Below are 21,792 nucleotides of genomic sequence, written 5' to 3'. Positions count from 1 at the left end.
TATATGTCTAAAAATAGAATTATAACTCTGCTGACGGATTTTGGATTAAGCGATGTTTATGTGGGAGTGATGAAAGGTGCGATCGCCCAAATTAACCCGCAGTTAAAAGTTATTGACATTACGCACCAAATACCATCTCAAAATATTGCGGCAGCGAGGTTTTGTTTGATGACTGCTTTTGCTTATTTTCCGCCGGAAACCGTACACGTTGCTGTCGTCGATCCTGGGGTGGGAAGCAAGAGACGCCCGGTTGCGATTAAATGTGCTAATTGCTTTCTTGTCGGGCCGGATAACGGGTTGTTTAGCGGGGTGTTGAGTCGGGAAAGTGCGATCGCATCTGTCGAACTCACGAATTCTGAATACTGGCGCACACCTCAACCCAGCAGCACTTTTCACGGTCGCGATATTTTCGCTGCTGCGGGCGCTCACTTGGCGAACGGGGTGGCTTTGGAAGAGTTGGGGGAGACGATCGACCCTGCAAGTTTAGTGCAGTTAGAGATACCAAATTGTGCCGTTACAGCCACAGGTATAGAAGGCTGTGTTCAATATGTCGATCGCTTCGGCAATCTAATTACCAATATCCCCAATAATTGCATTATAGGTAACAATTGGTCATTGACAATTAGCAATTTTTCTGAGGCAATTCGCATCCTCAGCGGTAAAACGTACAGCGACAGCGAACCAGGCGATTTAATTGCCATAACTGGTTCTGACGGTTGGGTAGAAATTGCCGTTAATGGCGGCAGCGCTCAATCAGTATTAAAATTGGAATGCGGAGCGATGGTGCAATTGCTTTTTGAAACCAACAATTAAAATCATCTCTTGCAGTCCGCATCGGCGGATGTTTTGCTTATAAAAGCAATTTCAAGATCCGTTTCATATCTCTACAAGTATAAAAAACCCGGTTTATTGAAGAAACCGGGTTTCTCATCTTTATCCAGCTACCACGAAATTCACCAACTTTCCAGGCACCACAATTACCTTTTTAATCTCCTTACCTTCAAGGTGACGCTTAGCCAATTCTGAGTCGCGAGCAAACTTTTCCAAAGCAGCTTTATCAGCACCAGAAGGCACTTGAATTGTGCCGCGAGTCTTGCCCATAACTTGAATTACTAGCGTAATTTCATCGGTAATTAATGCAGATGGATCGACAATAGGCCAAGTTTGCGTATGCACCGATTCACTGTTACCAGTATTGTGCCACAATTCATCAGCAATATGCGGTGCAAAAGGCGCTAACAAGCGAATCAAAGTGTTAATTCCTTCTGCATAAACTGGCGAATCTTTAAATTTAGCATCATTCAAAGCATTGCTGAGTTTCATCATTTCCGAAACAGCAGTATTGAACTGATAATCACCCTCCAAATCGTCGCTAACTTCCTTAATTGCAGTGTGAATTGCCCGCCGCAAATCCTTCTCAGGTTTACTTAATTCTGCATTCTCTCCTGCTTGAGCGGGGGTGGCAAGGACTCGTCCTGCAAACTCTGTAACCACGCGCCAAACGCGATTTAAAAAGCGAAATTGCCCTTCCACATCGGCGTCGTCCCACTCCAAATCCTTCTCTGGCGGTGCTTTGAATAAAATAAACATCCGCGCCGTATCTACCCCATATTTGCCCATAACTTCCAAGGGGTCAACACCATTGTATTTTGATTTGGACATCTTCTCGTAGAAGACTTCCAAAGCTTCACCAGTTTGAGGATCTTTGGGATTTGCGGGGTCTATATCTGCTGGGGGAACGTATTTGCCAGTAACAGGATTTTTATAGGCCATTGCTTGCACCATGCCTTGAGTTAATAGGCGTTTAAATGGTTCGTCACAATTGATCAAACCCCGATCGCGCAAAACCTTGGTAAAGAACCGCGAATACAGTAAGTGCAAGATTGCGTGTTCGATGCCGCCGACATATTGATCTACGGGCATCCAATCATTTGTCTTCGCACTGTCGAAGACTTGCTCTTGATTTTGAGCATCGGGATAGCGCAAGAAATACCACGATGAATCGATAAAAGTATCCATCGTATCTGTTTCCCGCTTCGCGGGAGTGCCACAACTCGGACAAGGAACGTTTACCCATTCTTCCATCTTTGCCAAGGGCGAACCTTTGCCCGTAAATTGTACATTTTCCGGTAACAATACTGGCAAATCAGATTGGGGGACGGGGACTGTTCCGCAGGTGGGGCAGTGAATTACGGGAATCGGAGCGCCCCAATAACGCTGTCTGGAAATTAACCAATCTCTCAAGCGGTATTGCACTCGCGCTTTACCATAACCTTGATTTTCGGCATGGTGAATAATTGCTGCTTTGCCTTTAATTGAATCCATGCCGTTGAAGCTTTCGGAATTAATCATAATTCCGGGTTCGGTGTAAGCTTCCGTCAGCGGAACTTCATCATCATCCACAATTACTACTTTGATTGGCAGTTGATATTGATTGGCAAATTTGAAATCTCGCGTGTCGTGGGCGGGTACTCCCATGACTGCGCCGGTGCCGTATTCGTACAGCACATAATCGGCAATCCAAATGGGAATTTCTTCGCCGTTGAAAGGATTGATTGCTTTGCCGCCTGTGGGGATGCCGCGCTTTGGTTTGTCTTCGGCTGTGCGATCGATCTCGCTTTGGGCGGCGACTTCTTTGATGAAGGTTTCTACGGCGGCTTTTCTGTCTTCCGTTGTCACGCGCTGAGTTAGTGGATGTTCCGGCGCTAAAACAAGGTAACTGACGCCGTAAACTGTATCGGGACGTGTGGTGAAAACGGCGATTTTTTCATCCATTCCCACAATCGGAAATTCTAAGTAAGCGCCGACTGATTTGCCGATCCAGTTGGCTTGCATTAATTTGACTCTTTCGGGCCAATCTGGCAATTTGTCTAAGTCGTTTAATAACTGTTCGGCATAATCGGTAATTTTGAGGAACCACTGCCGCAATAATTTGCGCTCGACTTTGGCACCGGAACGCCAGGAACGACCTTCGTTATCTACTTGTTCGTTTGCTAAGACTGTTTGATCTATAGGGTCCCAATTAACTGCCGCTTCTTTTTGATATGCTAATCCTGCTTCTAAAAATTGCAAGAAAATCCATTGAGTCCACCGATAATAATCGGGAGAACAAGTTGTAACTTCTTTTGTCCAATCAAATGAAATGCCCAAACGCTGAAATAAGCCTTTCATTTGGGCAATGTTTTGATAAGTCCATTGTGCAGGCGGAATTCCTCGCTCGATGGCTGCATTTTCTGCGGGCAAACCAAAAGCGTCCCATCCCATCGGATTCAATACCCGATAACCTTGCATTCGCTTGAGTCTGGCAATTACATCGATGATTGTGTAGTTGCGGACGTGTCCCATGTGCAGGTTTCCCGACGGGTAGGGGAACATGGATAAGGCATAAAATTTAGGCTTTTGGGTATCTTCTGGCATCTGGTCTAAGTTTTGCTCAGCCCATGTCTGCTGCCATTTTTCTTCTATGGATTGGGGGTTATATCTGGAATCCACAACAATTGCTCCGTGCAGGGTTTAGTAATGTTTGCTTCAGTATTTTTACACATTCAAGGGGCTTCGATTCTGATTTTTTTGAGCTCCAAGGATTTTGGCTCTAATCTCTGTATTATATATTGTAGTATATGTAATTTTAGCTGGGGGGCGATCGACCAAATATCCCGGTTCGCCCTGAAAAGAATAAGACTTACGCACGGGTGGTCAGAAACCGGGTTTTTACGAGCATACTTCGTTACAGTCGGCCAAACCGCAAAAAACCCGGTTTTTTTGGTCTTGATGCGTAAGTTTTAAAAGAATAAATAACCCCAATTCCCAGAAACCAGATTTCTGAGAGAAACCGGGTTTCTTAGCATTTATTCCGGCTTAAATGCTATCTGGCTCGCACAGCAATGTACGTTTTAATTTGTCATCGGGTGGGGGCGGGTTTACCAGATTATTGGTTTTAGGCAATTATTGTTGGTGAAACCAGCCCCTACATAGATATTGTTCAACCCGCTATTTATCATTGGTAATTGATATTTTTTTAGGGGGTGTTTTTACCAACTATCTTTTTAAAAAACCAATAATTTAATAAACCCGCCCCCACCCAACGACTCCTAAAATCAGAAAGAATGGCGATCTGCGATCGAATATATCGCTCATTGGCGTTTTAATTTGGCCAATATTTCCTGGGCAAATCCGCGGAAAATGTCGTCAGAATCGTTCTCAGCGCGATCGCGCAGAAGTTCTAAAGTTTCAGGGCGATCGGGATATAGCTCAATCATAGCTGTAAGAGCTGCTTGCCGGGGGTTGCCTTGCCAATTATGCTCGCGCTCAAAGCGGTCATTGATAGCAACATCGCACAATAATTTAAATATTCCAGGCTCATCTTTCCACCCCCGTGCTATTTCTTGAAGGGCTGAAACTCGCACAACCGAATCATCGTCTGATTGAGCGCGTTGTTTGAGGATATGTAAGGTTTTCGGCTCATCCTTCCACCCCCCTGCTAATTCTTGGAGTGCTGCAGCTCGCACAAGCCAATTATCGTCTGATTGAGCGCGTTGTTTGAGGTTAGGTAAGGTTTCCGGGTGATCTTTCCACCCCCGTGCTAATTCTTTAAGGGCTGAAAGTCGCACATCCCAATTATCGTCTGATTGAGCCTGTTGTTTGAGGTTAGGTAAGGTTTCCGGGTGATCTTTCCACCCCCGTGCTATTTCTTGAATGGCTGAAAATCGCACAGCCGGATCATCATCTGATTGAGCCAGTTGTTTGAGCCAAGGTAAGGTTTCCGGGTGATCTTTCCACCCCCGTGCTATTTCTTGGACTGCTGCTTCTCGCACAAGCCAATTATCGTCTGATTGAGCCAGTTGTTTGAGAATGGGTAAGGTTTCTGGGTCATCTTTCCAAGTTGCTGGAATTGCTGCTACTGCTTGTTTGCGAATTTGATAAACTAGGCTGTTATATTCTTGAGGTGTAGAACCAGTGATATTTCCGTATTTAGTTAACTCTTTAACTCGATCGCGCAATTGACTAGCAATAGCAGCAATATCATTTCTCTTCTTGACTTCAGAAACACACTGCGCCGCCAAAAACAGATTGCTAAACTTGTCTGCTTCCCCATTTTCACCAATCAGATATTCCAGGATATCACCTGTAAATCTAGCATCCAGCATTCCCGCCATTAAACGCAACACTTCATGCCAAGACTCATCTCGCCAATGCTCTCTAAAAACTTCTATCAAACCATCTAAATCAAGCGTTTTCGGTTTGTCAAATTGCCGCACAAACTCCCAAGCACAAAAATATTCCAAAAACGTGCGGTGGACAAAAGCATAATAATCTTCATTGTATCCACCCAAGAAGCACAAGATAAAATTGCGATCGCGCAGTTGGTCTACCATCAACTTAGCACAAGCAGTTGCCCCAGTTCCCATCAAGCCGGTCAATGAATCAGTAATAGTTTGCCGCAAATCCTCGCGACTAATAATATTTCCTAATTGTTTGCTACTAGACTGCATTGTGTAGGCGATTCGCCCGCAGATACTTTGTTTGACCTCTTCATCAATTACATAAGGGTCAACTCTGTCATTATTTAGTTTTTCTTTCACTTCAAAGTCCCATTTATGCAGCAACACTTTTGATGCTTCTTCATAGAGTTTCGCCCGAAAGCGCGGTAACTCCTGATTGCGATTGAGAATTGCCATCATTGTCAGCAACAGCGGATTTCCGGCTAATTCTCGAATTGAATTAGATGTCGCAATCGCTTGCTGCAAGCGTTCTAAAAGAGCAGCTTTTTTTAAGCGATCTATCAATGTCAAATCGTGCCATTTCTGGATAAAATATTGAATCTGTTCTGGCTCAAAATCTTGCAGCATAAAATGATGAAATTCGGCATTTTTCAGTCGCTGCTGCTGGTAGCCAATAACGCGAGAAGTGACGATGGTTTTCACCCTTGGATATTTTTGAGTGAAGCTATGAATTTGGTCAACAATCCGATTTCGTTTTTCCAACTCGAACACTTCATCTAGCCCGTCAAACATGACGACAGCGCGGCCAGCTTTCAGCCATTCGTGCAGGATATTTTTGTCTAAATGGTCGATCCGACTAGAGTCGCACTCGATAAATTCTAGAAAATTAGCGCACTTTTTTTCATCTTGACTGCGATTGTATTTCCGCAATTCAATCAGTAAGTGAATCGGGTGCAATGACAAGTCATTGGCAGATAATTTTGCCCACTGAAGCGCCAGATATTTTAACAGCGTAGATTTCCCAGAACCCGGATCGCCTAGAATTACTAGATAACGGTAAGTGACATCATCAATCACGTCGAGCACTGAGCGAGTTTGCTGTTGAGTATAAGCTTTTTGGTGGCGTTCCAAATCTTCTGGACTTACTTCGGCGGCTATGTCCCCCCGTTCCCGCAATCGCTTTTGAATCTCCTTGGGCAATTCATAATCTTTCGGCAAATATTCCTGACACGATCGGGCGTTTTGGGGAATAAATATTTCTTTAATTGTCAGTTTTCCTTCGTATTCTCCAGACTTGTTATCTAAATTGTCTAAATTCAACGAATATTCATATAGTTCTCGCAGTCCTTGTTGATAACTTGCTAAGTTAAATTCAGCCGGAATCGGAGCAATTGTCGCGAGACAGCGCTCCATGCTTGCAGATAGATTTGTGTCTAAAATTTGTCGCAGTTCGGCATTTTTTTCTCTAATTAATTTAACGCTTTTCAGATAGTTTTCTGCGACTTGTTCCCAACTAAACGTATCGGGAAGCTGGGAAATCAGTTTTCCCTGTAAAAAATTACCAGGTACAATCCGAGTCAAGGTGGGCAAAATCTTTCGCACCGGATGTTGCAATCGCAAATTTTGCCAATGCTGAGCTAAAATACCAGTGTCTAAATATTTACAATTGCCTTGAAACGCAGTTCCCAAAACTTGCCTGACATCAGGTTGATCGCGAAATTGGCGTAAAGGTTGCAGGTATTGCTGAATCTGTTTTTTATCTAACTGCGATCGCTCTAATTCCTGCCCAAACAATATAATAAAGGATTTCAGGGCATCGCGAACAGCACTTTTAGCGAAGGGCTTTTTTGCCAGTCCTTCAACATCTTTAATACAACCTTTAAAAAAATCTTTAACGTAGTCGTCTAAAGCTGCTTTAGCCAATTCCGTCAAAATAGGTTGCACCAATAACCAGCCCAAACCCAAACCCGCGCTGACTGGATCTACTATCATTGCTTTTTGCTCGATCAACTTGAATATTCAACATTATACCGGGGCTGAAAATTTTAGCTATGGGCAAGGACATGGCAAGGCCCATTAGTGTCAATTTAACGGTCTTTCGTTGAGTCCGGCAGTCCGGCAGGGAATGAATTCCCTGCCTCAAAGCTAAAGTCCTCTCAAGAGGACTGAAGAACTCATTTAGTCCTCATAGCGAGGACTTTAGCTAAAAGCCCCGTGGAATTCATTCCCTGGCGGCCTTTCGGTATTAGCTCAAAACTTTCAAAATAGCGAGCAGCGGCGCTTCAAAGCTGCTTGCAAAAGAGTATTGTACAGTTTTTCCTTAACAGTATAAGCGCCGAATCTTTCCAAGTGCGGATTGTTCATTTGAGCGTCGAAAAGTAGATAAGATCGATCGCGCAATCTCTCCACCAACTTCACCATCGCCACCTTAGAACCCTCGGGAATTTGGTAAAACATCGACTCCCCAATAAACGCACCGCCGATCGACAATCCTAAAATACCGCCCGCCAATTCGTCCCCGCACCAAGTCTCGAAGCTGTAAGCCCAACCGGCCTCATACAAACCCCAGTAAATCTTCTTGAGCTCCTTAGAAATCCATGTCGTTTCGCGATCGGCACAACCCTCAACCACCGCCCCAAAATCGCGGTTCACAGCCACCGAAAATCGATTTTGATTGATTTGGCGACGCAGGGATTTCGGATAGGTAAATCTTTCATCCAGGGGAATCAGCGCCCGCTGACGACTGGAATACCACCCCAAACTTTCCTCGCCGTCATTGGCCATCAAGAAATAGCCTTGCGCGTATCCTTGTATAATTGTCGGTATATCATATTGCATATATTTATCAGTTGTCATTTCTCAGTTAACTTTTCAAAGTCAACATTAGCAATTAGGAATAATCATGTCTGAAATCATTGAACCTATTACCTTACCGCCCGCCAAAAACCCCGAACAAGAAGGCCAATGGCTCCAACAAACGCTGCTGGCATGGCTAGACTCCGAGTTTATCCCAGAAGCAGCCAACCAGCAAATAGCTAAAAGAGCTGCCCAAATCTATGTCCGCCAGCGTATGGAAGGCGAAAATGACGTGGGCAGCCTCGTAATTGCGATCGTCACCGAAATGCAGGCCTATGATTTTTCTAAAAGCTTCTACGGCGAATTTGCGATCGCCAATGCCGTCAGCGACTTGTTACTCGAAAGTCTCGGCATCGATAAATGCTGCGGCCAGTGAAGCAAGAAGGAGGAAAATTTAACTCATAAGTCTGAAACAAAAATCAACCCCAAACCTAATCCTGCCGATTAATTGTGAGTTTTTTTCTTCTTCCTTCCTTCTTCCTTCTTCTTTCTTCGTGCTACCAGCTAGACTTCACAACACCGGGCAAAAGACCTTCGTGAGCCATTTCTCGCATCATGTTGCGAGACAGTCCGAAGTCACGATAGTAACCTCTGGGCCGTCCAGTTGCCCAGCAGCGGTTCCGCAAGCGAGTCCGCGAACTGCTACGGGGTAGCTGTTGTAGTTGGCGGTGAATCGCCATTTTGTCCATCTGATTGTTAGCTTGGTCAAACTGGTCTTTCAGGTCTTCCCGCTTGTCGGCGTACTTGTCTACGAGTCTCTGGCGCTTTTTCTCGCGCTCGACCATGCTCTTCTTAGCCATAATCTGTTGATATCCTTAGATAAATCACAATCTACTATTTTACTATATTTTAGTCATTTTGGATAACTTTAGTTTTAAATATTTTTATTTACACACAACAACTTATCTCATTTGTAGGGTGCATCAGGTAATATTGTGCGCTCGACAGTTGCTCTAATTCGATCTGACGCACCCTAGGAAATATTAGCAGAAGGGCACAAATCTGCAAGTTCGCAAATACTGCAAGCCGGGTTTCTCGCATTACAAACTGCCCTGCCGTGATAAACCAACCGAATCGACCAATTTTCCCAATCAGGCTGCGGCAACAATATCATCAAATCCCGCTCGATCCTTGTAGGATCGGTATGTTCGGTCAATCCCAACCGCTGAGTCAAACGTTTGACGTGAGTGTCTACCGTCACGCCCATATTAATACCAAAAGCGTGAGCGAGAACGACATTAGCCGTTTTGCGGGCAACTCCGGGCAATTCTAGCAACAGTTCCATCCGCTGCGGCACTTGATTGTTGAATTTATTGACAATCGCCTGACAAGCACCTTTAATGTTTTTAGACTTATTCCGGTAGAAACCAGTCGATCGCACCAGACTTTCCAATTCTTCTAAATCAGCATTTCCCAAAGCCACCGCATCGGGAAAACGCTCAAACAAAGCCGGCGTTACCAGATTTACTCGATCGTCGGTACACTGAGCCGAGAGAATCGTCGCCACCAGCAACTGCACGGGAGTTTCGTAGTTGAGAGTGCAAGGAGCTTCTGGATAGAGGCGTTTGAGGCGAATCAGAATTTCGAGCGATCGTTGTTTCAAACTTAACTTTTTAGTCATTAGTCATTAGTCATTAGTCATTAGTCATTAGCCATTAGTGATTTACAAAATATTGGGGTCGATTCCCATTTCGCGGAGTCGAGCTTCTAAAGCTTCCGAGCGCGCTCTTTCTTGTTCCAGCAAAGTTTCTGCTTGTTCGGCTCTTTGGCGTTCTTGTTCGGCCCTTTGCTGTTCTTGTTCAGCTCTTAATTCTGCTTGCTCTCGCAGTTGAGCGAGTTCCACAAAACTTACAAAGGGCGCTCCGTTAGATCCGAATATTTGTAGTGCGGTTTCTGATAGTTGAAACCGCACTCCTAGTCTGGGACTTACCCAACCGTCCGCCGATTCTACAGCTTCTAATTCTTGGTCTCGACGCTGCCATATAGTTAAATCCACTTGTTCAGGGTTGTACAAGTAATATTCTTCCACGCCGTAGCGTTCGTAAAATTTGAATTTTTGAATCATCGGAGTTAGACGGTTGCCCGGCGACAAAATTTTAAACACGACTTGCGGCGGAATGTTATCTTCGTTCCACTGTTGGTAGGAACCTCGATATATTTTCGGTCTGCCAAAGGCTACCAGCACATCTGGTGCTTGAGCAAGTTTATTATTTCCTTCTACTGGATACCACAGTAAGTTCCCCGCCACAAAAACATCAGCAACACTCGCAAATAAAAGTTCTAAATTTTCTTTAATCCAGACGATTAATCGAAACTGTTCGGTATTATCTGACATGGGTTCTCCGTTGTCATCTGGGTAGACTATTGTTGATTTTTCGGGAGATTGCAGTTGTGTAATCATTGCTTTTCTTACCAAATTTAATGAGCGAATATTAGTCATGAGTCAAAATTGCTGTAATGACTAATGACTGTTAATTTTTAACTGTTGACTAATCTTATAGGTTATTAGTGGCCACCAAAAAATAACAAACAAATAACAAATAATCAATAATCAATAATCAATAATCAATAATCAATAACAACTAACTACTGACTACTGACTACTGACTACTGACTATTGTTGCCGAAGATTGCCCATCAAATCGAACCCAGCCAAATTAGCTGTATCCCGAATAATCAAGAAAATTCCCAAACCCAGCAACAACACCAAACCAGTCTGCATGACATTTTCCTGAATGCGGTTCGGTAAAGGTTTGCCCCGCAGTCCTTCTATCAACAGAAAAGCTAGCTGACCGCCGTCTAAAGCAGGTAAAGGCAAGATATTAATCACAGCCAAATTGATGCTAATTAGCACAGCATACTGAAACAAACTCGCAGCATCCGATTTGGCAATCCCTGCACCAATCGCCACAATCGCCACCGGCCCGGACAACTTGTCGGCAGTCTGGCTGAAATTGCTAAGTAACTGCCCGAAACCTTGAACCGTCAGCACCACAATCCGCTCAAATTCTTTGGCGGCCTTGCTAAACGCCTCTACAATTCCTGCCCTCTGCCGCACAACAGTGCCGTTAGAAGTTAGCTGCACGCCAATGCGACCTTTGCCGTCGGGCGACTCTTCAGGAGTTACTGTCACCACAAATTTTTGTTCTTGCCGCTGAATTTCCAACGCTAGGGGTTGGTTGGGATGATCTTGGATTGCTGTGACCAATAATTTGATAGCTTCGCGGGAAGCGCCCAATTCCTTGCCGTCAACAGACAGAACAACGTCGCCCGATCGAATTCCCGCTTGTTTCGCGGCCGAACTGACTTCTGCAGCGACTTCCGGGACTTTAACTCCCGGTAGGTAGTTCATTTCTGCTGCGCCGACAGTGCTCAATTGCACCACCAGCAAGAAATAAGCAAAAATTAAGTTGGCAATTACCCCTGCACTAATGACGATCGCCCGATCAAGCACGGGGCGATTTTTGAGCAAATTCGGGTCATTTGGGGGAATTGTACTGTCTGGATCGTCGTCCGGGAAACCCACGAAACCTCCCAGGGGAAAGGCGCGAAGGGCGTATTCAGTTTCCGGGCCTTGGTACTTCCAGAGGATGGGCCCGAAACCGATAGAGAAGCGGTTGACGTGGATGTGTTGAAGTCTCGCCGCCAAGAAGTGGCCGAGTTCGTGAACGACAATCAAGATACCTAAAACTGCGATCGCTGCCAAAACTGACATGAAGGATTCCACTAACACTTTTACTGGACTTTGATTTATTTTAATATCTTTTTAATATCAGTGGCTTCGGAGCGACAATTTTCAGTCAAACTGGAAGATGGAGTTTTTGTCGGAAGTCCCGGGCGCTGCGATAAACCGACGCTGCCAAACCGATCGCGCGATTGTACCTGAGTTTACCTCTAAAACCAATTCCCCATTACCAATTCCCCATTACCAATTCCCCATTACCAATTCCCAGTTATGAAAGACACTTCTTTGAATATTATCGCTATTTCTATCTTTGCCATCACCGTTTCAATATTGTTGGGGCCCCTATTCAACTTGCCAGAAGCCGTACCTGCGATCGCCACTTTTTGCCTGTTGGGGTTAGCCACGCTCGACAGTTTCCAGTGGCAAGGTCAAGGCGGTACTATTTTATTAGATTGGCTAGGGGGAACTTCCAAACAAAAGCGCGATCGTATCCTTCACCACGAAGCCGGACACTTCCTAGTCGCGCACCTGTTGGGAATTCCCGTAACCAGCTACGCCCTCAACGCTTGGGAAGCATTTAAACAAGGTCAAACAGCCCAAGGCGGCGTCCGATTTGAAGACGAACAATTAGCATCTCAACTGCAAAGCGGCACTCTTTCCGCCCAACTTTTAGACCAATACTGCACCGTGTGGATGGCCGGAATAGTCGCCGAAAAATTTGTTTACGGCAGTGCAGAAGGAGGAGCAGAAGACCGCACAAAAATTAGTGCAATTTTAACACAACTGCGCCGTCCCAGTTCCGAAATTCAACTCAAACAAAACTGGGGTTTGCTGCGAGCAAAAAACATGATCGAAAGCCACAAATCAGCTTACGAAGCCCTAGTAGCAGCAATGGAAAAAAGAGCAACCGTCGCGGAGTGCTGCGACATAATCCAGCAAAATTTATAAACAAAAATTACGCATTCTTCCCTTTCTCAACCCAGTTTATTTATAGATTTCTCCCTAAAACCCAGATTTTGCGTATAAACCGAGTTTAACAGCGTATTATAGGGATTAAAAATTTATGTCAGAACCCAAAATTTTCCCAACAACACTGCAAACAGCCAACCCAAATACAGAAAAATTGTTGTGGCTGTTCGGTTTCCGGATCGACCCCGGCACCGAAATACCAAATCTATATACTCTCATTGTCTATGGAGAACAAGAGCCGCCCTTAGTAGCCGGCGGTCAACTTGTATTTTTTACCCGTCCAGAACTAGCGATTAACGCTCTCCGATTGTGCAATATCGATGTCAGTGAACTGGGAAAGCCACCCACACAAATAGACGCTATTTGCGACATTGCAGAAACGCTGTACTTGCTCGATGCCGAAGATTTTGACGAGTCAGCTACTATCCTCAACTGTTTGAACGCGCTTTTCGATTTAGTGAAAGCTACTTTAATACCGATGCCAACTGAATACAAGCGCATACTTTATGATTTTGCCGACCATTTGAATATTGAGGAAGAGTTTGCAAGTTTTTTAGACGCAGAAGATATTCAGCGATCGGAAATTGTCAATGCCATTTTGTGGTGCGTGGGAGCAATTACAGCTAAATCCCGATTGTTAACCGAGTAATTTAAGAAAAACTAGAAGGTGAATCGATAATAGATAATATCGCTCCAGGAAATTGGGCCATGACTGTAACAGATTTACGCTTGTGGACTGTAGAGGAATATCGCCGCCGGACCCAAACTGGCATTTTCAATCCCGATGAAGGAGTCGAATTAATTGACGGGCCAATTATTTCAGTCTCAGAAATCTGCTGGCAGGACTTGCTTGAATTCGCATTCAAGATCCGATTGCTCTAAGTTATAATTCAGAACCAGAACCGGATATTGCTGAGTGTGCAAATCGACCCTCGGCTGTACCAAGATTTTCATCCCGCACGCGCCAACATTTTCTTATTAGTAGAAATAGCTGATACCACCTTACAAACAGACCGCAAGCGAAAAGCGCCGGCTTATGCTAAGGCAGGAATTAGTGATTATTGGATACTTGATGTTAACACGCGGCAAGTTTATGTTTTTCACGAACCGGGCGAGGAAAACTACCGACAAGAAACAGTATTTAATGAAGATGGAATTTTCTCAATGCTGGCTTTTCCAGAAATAGAAGTTCAGATTTCGCAACTATTTCCTTAAGTAGGGGCAGGTTTTACCAAGAATAATTGCCTAAGACCAATAATCTCGTAAACCTGCCCCCACCCACCTATCAATTACCAATTACCCAATTATAAATTACCAAATCTTTAGGGTCGTCCCGATCGCTACAAAAAAGTGAGTATTTGGGTCTAGCGCGAGTTATACTCCTACTACAAAGCCCCCACCTGCAAAATAACCCCGAAATCAAAGTTTATGAGCAACACTTCCCCGCCTCCAGCAGCCGCCAACAATCCCGCAACACAAAAACTCAGCCTCTCAACAAAATTAGCTTACGGTGCCGGCGACCTCGGCCCCGCAATTACCGCGAATGTGTTGGCATTTTACCTGCTAGTTTTCTTTACCAATGTCGCTGGTTTACCTGCTGGCTTAGCCAGCAATATTTTGGTGATCGGCAAGGTTTGGGATGCGATAAATGACCCGATAGTGGGGGTTTTGAGCGATCGCACTTCTCACCCTTGGGGCCGCCGATATCCTTGGATAATATATGGTGGCATTCCCTTCGGCATATTCTTCTTATTGCAGTGGATTGTACCTAGCACGGATCACACAGTGTTATTTTGGTACTATGTTGCGATCAGCATTTTGTTCAACACCGCTTACACGGCTGTGAATCTTCCCTACACTGCCCTGACTCCAGAACTTACTCAAGACTACAACGAACGCACTAGCCTTAATAGTTTTCGATTTGCTTTCTCCATTGGCGGCAGCATCTTTTCATTAATCTTAGCTCTAATTATCTTTGCTGTATTTGAAAAGAACCCGAATCAACAATATTTAGTATTAGGTGCAATCTGTGCAGTCATCTCTGTCTTGCCTTTGTATTGGTGCGTTTTGGGAACTCGCAAGCACGTCGCCGCCCAACTCTTAGAAAACGCAGACCTAGATAATTCTACATCCTTGCCGCTGAAAGAACAGTTGCAGATTGCATTTAGCAATCGCCCTTTTTTGTACGTCATTGGAATTTATCTCTTTTCTTGGCTGGGAGTGCAGTTGACTGCTACTATTATTCCCTACTTTGTTGTTAACTGGATGCAACAGCCACAGTACGTTTTTAGCTTGGTTGCGATCGCAGTTCAAGGCACTGCATTAATCATGCTATTTGTTTGGAGTAAAGTCAGCGAGAGATACGGCAAAAAAGCCGTATATTTTATGGGCATGAGTTTGTGGATTATTGCCCAAGCTGGACTGTTTTTCCTCCAACCAGGACAAGTATTGCAGATGTACCTATTAGCAGTCATGGCAGGTGTCGGAGTTTCCACCGCTTATCTAATACCTTGGTCGATGATACCGGATGTGATCGAACTCGACGAACTTCAGACGGGAGAAAGACGCGAAGGCATTTTCTATTCGTTTATGGTACTGCTACAAAAAATCGGATTGGCAGTGGGTTTGTGGTTGGTAGGGCAAGCATTAGAAAGAGCTGGATTTCTATCTACAGTTCCTGGACAGCCGGCACCCGTACAGCCAGATTCTGCGCTCTTTGCCATTCGAGTTGCGATCGGACCACTGCCCACAATTGCTTTAATTGCTGGCATGATTCTTACATATTTTTATCCTATAACCCGCGAAGTTCATGCAGAAATATTGTTGAAAATTAGAGAAAAAAAAGCACAAAATCAGTAATCGCTAATAAAAAGTAGCTGGTAATTAGTAAAATCAAAAAACAACAACTACCGATAGCTAATCCGAGCGAGATCAATAGCAATCCTCCCCTCCTGCGCGAACTCTTTTTTTTGTTTGACAATGTATCATCTTCTTATTGCATCGGTTAATTCCCAAAAAAGCCCGTTGCGCGTTTACCGAAAGGATTGCTATAACTTGCTCGGAGGGCGAATCAAAGCGATAGTTTTAGTAATAGCCCCGGAACGCAGAAACCTAGTTTTTTTACGAAAATACATAAATCGCGTAGCGCCATCCGCCCCCGTAGAAAGGCCCACAAGGATTGAGTTGTTGGAGATGTCGATCAAGCTTGAGAACACAAATTATTAAATGTTATGTCGGTAGCGCACTATAGATAATAGTTTGTGATATAATTGCCACGATAAGTAAGTCTATATACTTAATTAGTCCTCCAGCTCCTCAAAAAGTTTATAGTTAAAAGAAGAAATAGATTTTTCTCGGAAATTGATTCGATTAGTTGCCGTTCCCAAAAATCTGCTGAAGGTGGCTAATTATATCTACATGGGAAATGCAAAACTTTTTAGCCGGTCAGTTAGCGCGTAAGTTAACAAGTGCTTCTGCCCTGGACTGCGAACCGAAAAATGGCATAGAGGACAAACCAATACCAGCGCAAGCGGCGGCTGAGGTGTTACGGTCAATTGTAAAAGTTTGGTAAAGTTATTGAACCCCCTGTCGCGAAGCTGAGCAACACCTGAAAAAGTTTGCTTCGTCACCCGTAAACCCTAAATACAAGCACAACGCAGCAGACTCAAATGCAGTCTGATATAACTCTCCAGCAGTTGTAAAAGAACTTTTGCCACCGGCATAGCATAGGGACTTAGTTATTTTTGTATACTATGTGAAAGTAGTGAGAACTATTAGAAGGAAGTGGGCTCGACCAACCAATAATTTCGTGTGATATCCTTAATCCAATGCTCAAAGTATCAACCCGAAGGCTTGCAGAACAAAGCTGATTTTACGCACAAAATATCCAAGAGGTCAACATGGAAAGAGAACAGGACGCTCATATCGTACCCATTAGCAGCCAGAGCAGACAGGTGCAGCAATTTTCCGTTGACGAGGGAGAAGAGTTAAGCGCGCAGCCTCAGAAAGGATTGAATCTAAAGCCGTTGTTGAGGACTTTTCAGCGACAAGCCCTAATCATTATTGGGATTATAGCTCTAGTAGGCGGTGGAGTTGTTTATCAGATCAAGGGAGGCAAGAAAACATATCAAGGCGATTTTCGGATGCTAGTGGAACCCGTGACAACGGAGGCAAGAATTGCTGATCCCGCTGCCCTAGCCAATCGCGGCGAGGGGGGGGGAGTGCCTAATCGAGATTTTTTTAGTTTGGACTACGCAACTCAACTTGAAATTCTCAAGGGTCCTCAGATGCTTTCTGCTATTGCCAAACCAGTCCAAAAACGATATCCAAAAGTTACCGAGGAAATTCTTGAAAAAGGATTAGTCGTTTTGCGGATGGGAGAAAATGAGAGCACGCTGACTAAAATTTTGCAAGTTCGCTTCATGGGGGATGAGCCTGAATTAGTTGAGTTCGTTTTAGAAGAAACTAAAAAGAAATATTTAAAGTACAGTCTTGATGAACGCAAGACTCGGATTGGTGAAGGTGTTAAATTTATTGAAGACCAGCTTCCGGGACTCAATAAGCGCGTAAATACGCTGAAGTCGGAGTTACAGGTGATACAGCAGCAGCAAAATATTACCGACCCTAAAGAACAAGGCGGGCAATTGATCGCGCAAGTTCGTAGCGTAGAGACTTTAGAGTTAGAAACTCAAAGGCTACTGCAAGAACAGAAAACGCTGTATGCTAACTTGCAAAAACAATTAGATTTTACACCAAATGAAGCTATTGCCGCTTCAGCTTTAAGCGAAGAACCTCAATATAAAGAGTTGCTGACCAAGGTAAAGGAAGTAGAAGGTCAGATTGCTGTAGAAACAGCTCGTTTTAAATCTGCTAACCCTATAGTGGAAGCTTTAGAGCGCAAGCGGGCAAATTTAGTAGCTTTGCTCAACCAGCAAACTGATCGAATTTTGGGGCAAAATTTAGTAGGAACCCAAGCAAATTCTAAAGTTCAAAATTTTCAAAATTCGATTCGCATAGGCTTGATTAAACAATTGGTTGATACTGCCAACCAAGTTGAAGTCTTAGAAGCTCGCAGTCAGGCGATCGGTCAAACTAAAAACAATTTGCTCCGAGAAGCGCGAGAATTTCCCAGTATAGCCCGCCGCTACAACGAACTGCAACAGCAATTAGACATCGCCGCCCGCACCCGCGATCAACTTTTAAGCCAGCGGGAAAATCTCCGCGTCCAGGCAGCTCAAAGCCAAGTACCTTGGGAAATAATTTCTGAACCAGGCATACCCCGAGATGCTAAGGGCAAGCTGATTCCAGTTGCAACGAAAGCTAAAAACAAATTGGTGATGGCAGTTGTTGGGGCGCTAGTGTTGGGTCTGGGAGCTGCTATCCTCATTGAAAAGTTCCGCAATATTTTCTACTGTGCTGATGACGTTAAAGATGCGGTTGAAGCGCCTTTACTGGGAGCAATTCCTCTGGACAAAAATGCTAAAAAAATTCTGCCTTCTATTGCTAATGCCTATGCTTATCTTGAAGGAAAAGAGGGTAATAAGAAAAATGCTGCGGAATTTATAGAAGCTTTTGACTCTCTTTATACTAATATCCGCTTTCTTTCTTCAAATCGAACGATTAGCTCTTTGGCAGTTGGTTCGGCTACAGTTGGCGAAGGCAAATCTACCGTTGCTTTAAACTTAGCTCACGTGGCAGCGCTGGCGGGTCAGCGAGTGCTGTTAGTAGACGCGAATTTGCATTCGCCGAGCCTGCACTTGCTTTTGGAACTGCCTAATGTCAAGGGATTGAGCAACTTGCTCGACAATAACAACGAACCCCATGAAATTATCCAACGATCGCATCTAGCAGATAATCTTTTTGTATTAACTGCCGGTCTCCCAGATCCGGGTACTGCCAGACGGCTGGCATCATCTCAGATGCAGTATTTAATGGAAGAACTTCAGGCAAAATTTGACTTAGTTATCTACGATACGCCGCCGCTGGCGGACAGTAAAGATACGAATTTTTTAGCGGCGCGCACCGATGGCATACTGATGGTTGTAGCACTTCACCAAGTCCCCTTTTCTGTAGTCAAAAAAGTTTTCAGTCAATTAGAAAATTTTGGCATACCATGCTTGGGCACAGTTGCGAATCATGCCTCTAAACGCAAGAAGTATCCAGCATCTAGATCATCAGTTGTTGAAGATAAAAATGAATATTTGAATTTGGCACCAGCACCGTCTCGTATCCGCAAACTAGCTCCTAAAAAAGAGTGACACCCAAAAAAGCTGACACCCAAAAAATGGATACAAGCCCCTGACAGGAGTCATGGAACTCCAAAAATTTTAGACTCTTGTTCAAGCTCCCAGATTTGTCTGTGGAGTAAATCGAAAATCTAAAATCTTTCGACTGAGCGCGACTTGACGCTCGCGCTCGCCGAACCTTTTAGGCCGAAGTCTAAGATTTAAAATCGAAAATCTAAAATTGACTGATGGCGGACTAATTTCCATCCGGGTGGGTAGGAAATGTGACGATAAAATTAGTCCAGCCATTCCTGCTTTCAACCTCAATTTTTCCCTGCAACTGTTCGACAAGTTTTTGAACCAAAGCTAAACCCAAACCTGTACCTCCTTGTTTCCAAGGATCGGCGTTGGGAACTCGATAAAATTTCTCAAAAATTCGAGGCAATTCCTCTATGGAAATCGACGATTGATTGCTGAGTGTAAATTTGATTTCTGAAGCCACAGCACTTGCTTGTCGCGAATTTGTCCTTTGTCCTCCTTGTTCGCCATCTCCGTTTTTGCACTCAACTTTCACAAAAATTTCACCGTCATTGGCCGTATATTTGCAGGCATTGTTGAGGAGTTCGGCTAAAATTCGTCCCAAACTAGCGCGGTTGGAACTGATCGTGGGGAGGTGGCGATCGCACTCTACTCGCAAATCTTGGTGGCGGTCGTGGGCCCGGGTGTAAAACGGGTCGATAATAGTAGGCAGCCAGACTTCTAAGTTTACTGGTTCGAGGTCGATCGGACAAGTTGCGGCTTCGAGTCGCTGCAAATCTAGCAAAGCATTAATCAAATCTGTTTCTCTAGTACATTCTGTTTCTAAAATTTCTAGATAAATCTGGCGTCGATCTGGTGTGGTAGAAATTCTCAACATATGAATAGCCATTTTTATATTAGCTAAAGGCGTCCGCAGTTCGTGAGAAACTGTGCTGAGAAATTCATCTTTGAGGACGTTTAAATGCTGGAGTTCGTGAACTTTTTGCTGCAATTCGGCGGTGCGTTCTTGGACTTGGCGTTCGAGGTCGGTGTTGAGATTTTGGACTTGCTGATAGAGTTGGGCTTGCTGAATGGCGATCGCGATTTGAGTTGCCAGTTGCAGCAGCAAATCCACTTCCGAAGGCTGCCACTGACGGGATTGGGAACACTGATGAACACACATCATCCCCCACAAATTGCCGTCTTGCAAAATTGGTACAATCAAATAAGCTTTGATTTGCGCTTGCTGGAACCGGGCATATTTTTCGGCGCTCAAACAGGCTTGGTCGATGTCCGGAACCGCATAAATTTCCTGTTCTATCACGGAAGTAGATTCTTGCCAAATATTATCCGGCATGATTTCTCCCAAGATTGAAGACCAATTTTCGGCAACGGATTCTGCCACTACAATGCCGTAATTGCTGGACTCTAAATGCAGGATTGCTACTCGGTCAGCTTGCAAAACTTGGCGGACTTCATCGACGCTGGCGTTGAGAATTTCTTCGAGGTTTAAGGATTGGTGAATCCGCAAGGAAATGTGAGTTAACAGCCGATCGCGCTGCAATTGTTCATGGAGTTTTGCAGTCCGTTCCCGCACCTGCTGTTCTAGTTTGGCGTTGCGGCTTTGCAACAGTTCCACTTTTTCGGCTTGCAGTTGATAAACCGACTGCTGCAACTGTTTGACAACTCGGTACATTTCGGTGGGGTCGAGGACTCTGAGCAAGCTGGTCTGAGTAATAATTCCCAACAGTTCTCCGCGTCCCCCGCACACGACCAACCGCTGCACTTGTTGCTGCTCCATTTCTTTGTGCGCCGTCCATAGGGAATCGGAAGGTTGAAGAAATTGCAGGGGAGTTCTCATGACTTTTTGAGCTGGGGTTTGCTCGAAATTTAGTTCGAGAAACTGTGCCTGCACAAGGTCATATTCGGTAATAATTCCCAGGGGTTGGTGAAAGGAATAGTGAAAAATGGAGGTATAGTCATCTTTGGGCTTCTCCATTGTTAATTCTTTGTTTTTTGTAATCACTACGCAACTGACTTGATGCTCTGACATCAGTTCGGTTATGGTCAGCAACGAGGCGGTGTGGGGCGCTGTAATTGGCGTAGTCATTAATTCTGCTACCCGCCGCAATTTAAGAATGTTGGAAGGCTGCAATACTTGGCGAATTCTTTCCCGCGTCAGCACTCCTACCAAGTGGCGAAATTGATTGACTATCGGCAAATAGCGAATCTTGTGCTGGCGAAATAAGGATAAAGCGGTAAACACGTCTTGGTCATCGGATTCTGTGAGGGAGACCGACACCGGGGACATCACTTCGGAAATTGGTATTTTGTGCAGGGCTACTTTATGCTGAGTGTCTATTTTGCCAGAAGCTATCAGCCTCACAAGGTCGGCGGGAGTTAATATGCCGATTAACAGTCCGCGGCTGGGGTTGTCGGATAAGTTGCCTGTGGTAATAGTCTGCTGGTTCTCCACAACGAACACGCAGCGGGCCCGCACCTTTTCCGGCGCGGATGTTTCGGTCATCGCCCCCCGGTCTGAGGGTACAGGTGTTTTGACTAGGGGACAACTGTTTTGCAACTGACTCATCAGGGCGATCGCAACTGCTAAGGAAGTTTCTGGCCCGGCAGTTAGGGGGTACCGGTCGATCGCTTGTTCTAAGGCTGAGGAGTACAAGGGCGGGTGGTAAAAGGGCATAGTTGATTGCAGGTTGTCAGAGGGCGGCTAACTATCGGGCAAAGCCTTGGGGAACGGCAGAAACACCTCGCCTGTGCTTGGGATTTAAATAATAGACTTTGGAATTTATTATTTCCCACG

The 21,792-nt window shown here is 44.7% G+C and carries 16 protein-coding genes; 8 read left to right on the top strand and 8 right to left on the bottom strand.

Going from position 1 to position 21,792, the window contains the following annotated elements; translation table 11 throughout:
• Window positions 1-3: 3 nt before the first annotated feature.
• A complete protein-coding gene (locus tag QT994_RS01275; protein WP_333171075.1) occupies window positions 4-813 on the top strand; it encodes an SAM-dependent chlorinase/fluorinase in 810 nt (269 codons plus the stop codon).
• A 120-nt stretch (window positions 814-933) separates the two neighbouring features.
• Here QT994_RS01275 and leuS read toward each other — a convergent pair whose 3' ends face one another.
• The 3 genes from leuS to aat form a co-directional block, all read right to left on the bottom strand.
• Entirely contained in the window at window positions 934-3,492 is a 2,559-nt protein-coding gene (gene leuS, locus QT994_RS01270; protein ID WP_333171073.1) for a leucine--tRNA ligase, read from the bottom strand.
• 641 nt (window positions 3,493-4,133) lie between these two features.
• The gene (locus QT994_RS01265; RefSeq protein ID WP_333171071.1) at window positions 4,134-7,214 is read right to left on the bottom strand and encodes a HEAT repeat domain-containing protein; all 3,081 of its coding nucleotides are present in this window, start codon (window positions 7,212-7,214) and stop codon (window positions 4,134-4,136) included.
• Between the two features lie 267 nt (window positions 7,215-7,481).
• Window positions 7,482-8,078: a leucyl/phenylalanyl-tRNA--protein transferase gene (gene aat / locus QT994_RS01260; RefSeq protein ID WP_445243853.1), complete on the bottom strand. Its 597-nt coding sequence runs from the start codon at window positions 8,076-8,078 to the stop codon at window positions 7,482-7,484.
• 46 nt (window positions 8,079-8,124) lie between these two features.
• Between aat and QT994_RS01255 the strand changes: the two genes are divergently transcribed.
• Window positions 8,125-8,454, top strand: coding sequence for a hypothetical protein (locus tag QT994_RS01255; RefSeq protein ID WP_332980099.1), 330 nt, complete (start codon window positions 8,125-8,127; stop codon window positions 8,452-8,454).
• A gap of 121 nt (window positions 8,455-8,575) precedes the next feature.
• Here QT994_RS01255 and rpsN read toward each other — a convergent pair whose 3' ends face one another.
• The 4 genes from rpsN to rseP all read right to left on the bottom strand — a co-directional run bounded on the left by rpsN (window position 8,576) and on the right by rseP (window position 11,793).
• Window positions 8,576-8,878, bottom strand: coding sequence for a 30S ribosomal protein S14 (rpsN, locus tag QT994_RS01250; RefSeq protein WP_006633844.1), 303 nt, complete (start codon window positions 8,876-8,878; stop codon window positions 8,576-8,578).
• A gap of 173 nt (window positions 8,879-9,051) precedes the next feature.
• Entirely contained in the window at window positions 9,052-9,699 is a 648-nt protein-coding gene (gene nth / locus QT994_RS01245; RefSeq protein ID WP_333171070.1) for an endonuclease III, read from the bottom strand.
• 42 nt (window positions 9,700-9,741) lie between these two features.
• On the bottom strand, window positions 9,742-10,479 hold the full coding sequence (locus QT994_RS01240; protein ID WP_333171261.1) for a Uma2 family endonuclease: 738 nt from the start codon (window positions 10,477-10,479) through the stop codon (window positions 9,742-9,744).
• 213 nt (window positions 10,480-10,692) lie between these two features.
• A complete protein-coding gene (gene rseP / locus QT994_RS01235; protein WP_333171068.1) occupies window positions 10,693-11,793 on the bottom strand; it encodes an RIP metalloprotease RseP in 1,101 nt (366 codons plus the stop codon).
• A gap of 240 nt (window positions 11,794-12,033) precedes the next feature.
• Between rseP and QT994_RS01230 the strand changes: the two genes are divergently transcribed.
• The 6 genes from QT994_RS01230 (at window position 12,034) to QT994_RS01205 (ending at window position 18,989) form a co-directional block, all read left to right on the top strand.
• Window positions 12,034-12,711, top strand: coding sequence for an ATP-dependent Zn protease (locus QT994_RS01230; protein WP_333171066.1), 678 nt, complete (start codon window positions 12,034-12,036; stop codon window positions 12,709-12,711).
• 115 nt (window positions 12,712-12,826) lie between these two features.
• Window positions 12,827-13,381, top strand: a complete 555-nt coding sequence (locus tag QT994_RS01225; RefSeq protein ID WP_333049981.1) for a hypothetical protein — start codon at window positions 12,827-12,829, stop codon at window positions 13,379-13,381.
• A 59-nt stretch (window positions 13,382-13,440) separates the two neighbouring features.
• Complete coding sequence (locus QT994_RS01220) at window positions 13,441-13,614, top strand: hypothetical protein (RefSeq protein WP_333049980.1); 174 nt, start codon at window positions 13,441-13,443, stop codon at window positions 13,612-13,614.
• Between the two features lie 36 nt (window positions 13,615-13,650).
• On the top strand, window positions 13,651-13,947 hold the full coding sequence (locus tag QT994_RS01215; protein WP_333171064.1) for a Uma2 family endonuclease: 297 nt from the start codon (window positions 13,651-13,653) through the stop codon (window positions 13,945-13,947).
• Window positions 13,948-14,160: 213 nt separating this feature from the next.
• Window positions 14,161-15,591 (top strand): MFS transporter, encoded by a 1,431-nt coding sequence (locus QT994_RS01210; RefSeq protein ID WP_333171062.1) that lies wholly within the window; start codon window positions 14,161-14,163, stop codon window positions 15,589-15,591.
• Between the two features lie 1,040 nt (window positions 15,592-16,631).
• On the top strand, window positions 16,632-18,989 hold the full coding sequence (locus QT994_RS01205) for a polysaccharide biosynthesis tyrosine autokinase (RefSeq protein WP_333171060.1): 2,358 nt from the start codon (window positions 16,632-16,634) through the stop codon (window positions 18,987-18,989).
• Window positions 18,990-19,212: 223 nt separating this feature from the next.
• Here the strand turns inward: QT994_RS01205 and QT994_RS01200 are convergent, their stop codons facing one another.
• Window positions 19,213-21,672, bottom strand: a complete 2,460-nt coding sequence (locus QT994_RS01200; RefSeq protein ID WP_333171058.1) for a CBS domain-containing protein — start codon at window positions 21,670-21,672, stop codon at window positions 19,213-19,215.
• Between the last annotated feature and the right edge of the window lie 120 nt (window positions 21,673-21,792).

Origin of the sequence: Microcoleus sp. S13_B4, assembly GCF_036700885.1 — a bacterium.
Classification (GTDB): Bacteria; Cyanobacteriota; Cyanobacteriia; order Cyanobacteriales; family Microcoleaceae; genus Microcoleus.
This window is presented reverse-complemented; position numbering and strand designations above follow the sequence as displayed.

Excerpts from the sequence above, each read along its gene's own strand:
- QT994_RS01275 (WP_333171075.1), top strand. The coding sequence starts at position 4 with ATGTCTAAAAATAGAATTATAACTCTGCTGACGGATTTTGGATTAAGC.
- QT994_RS01265 (WP_333171071.1), bottom strand. The coding sequence starts at position 7,214 with ATGATAGTAGATCCAGTCAGCGCGGGTTTGGGTTTGGGCTGGTTATTG.
- aat (WP_445243853.1), bottom strand. The coding sequence starts at position 8,078 with ATGACAACTGATAAATATATGCAATATGATATACCGACAATTATACAA.
- QT994_RS01255 (WP_332980099.1), top strand. The coding sequence starts at position 8,125 with ATGTCTGAAATCATTGAACCTATTACCTTACCGCCCGCCAAAAACCCC.
- rpsN (WP_006633844.1), bottom strand. The coding sequence starts at position 8,878 with ATGGCTAAGAAGAGCATGGTCGAGCGCGAGAAAAAGCGCCAGAGACTC.
- nth (WP_333171070.1), bottom strand. The coding sequence starts at position 9,699 with ATGACTAAAAAGTTAAGTTTGAAACAACGATCGCTCGAAATTCTGATT.
- QT994_RS01240 (WP_333171261.1), bottom strand. The coding sequence starts at position 10,479 with ATGATTACACAACTGCAATCTCCCGAAAAATCAACAATAGTCTACCCA.
- rseP (WP_333171068.1), bottom strand. The coding sequence starts at position 11,793 with ATGTCAGTTTTGGCAGCGATCGCAGTTTTAGGTATCTTGATTGTCGTT.
- QT994_RS01230 (WP_333171066.1), top strand. The coding sequence starts at position 12,034 with ATGAAAGACACTTCTTTGAATATTATCGCTATTTCTATCTTTGCCATC.
- QT994_RS01225 (WP_333049981.1), top strand. The coding sequence starts at position 12,827 with ATGTCAGAACCCAAAATTTTCCCAACAACACTGCAAACAGCCAACCCA.
- QT994_RS01220 (WP_333049980.1), top strand. The coding sequence starts at position 13,441 with ATGACTGTAACAGATTTACGCTTGTGGACTGTAGAGGAATATCGCCGC.
- QT994_RS01210 (WP_333171062.1), top strand. The coding sequence starts at position 14,161 with ATGAGCAACACTTCCCCGCCTCCAGCAGCCGCCAACAATCCCGCAACA.
- QT994_RS01205 (WP_333171060.1), top strand. The coding sequence starts at position 16,632 with ATGGAAAGAGAACAGGACGCTCATATCGTACCCATTAGCAGCCAGAGC.
- QT994_RS01200 (WP_333171058.1), bottom strand. The coding sequence starts at position 21,672 with ATGCCCTTTTACCACCCGCCCTTGTACTCCTCAGCCTTAGAACAAGCG.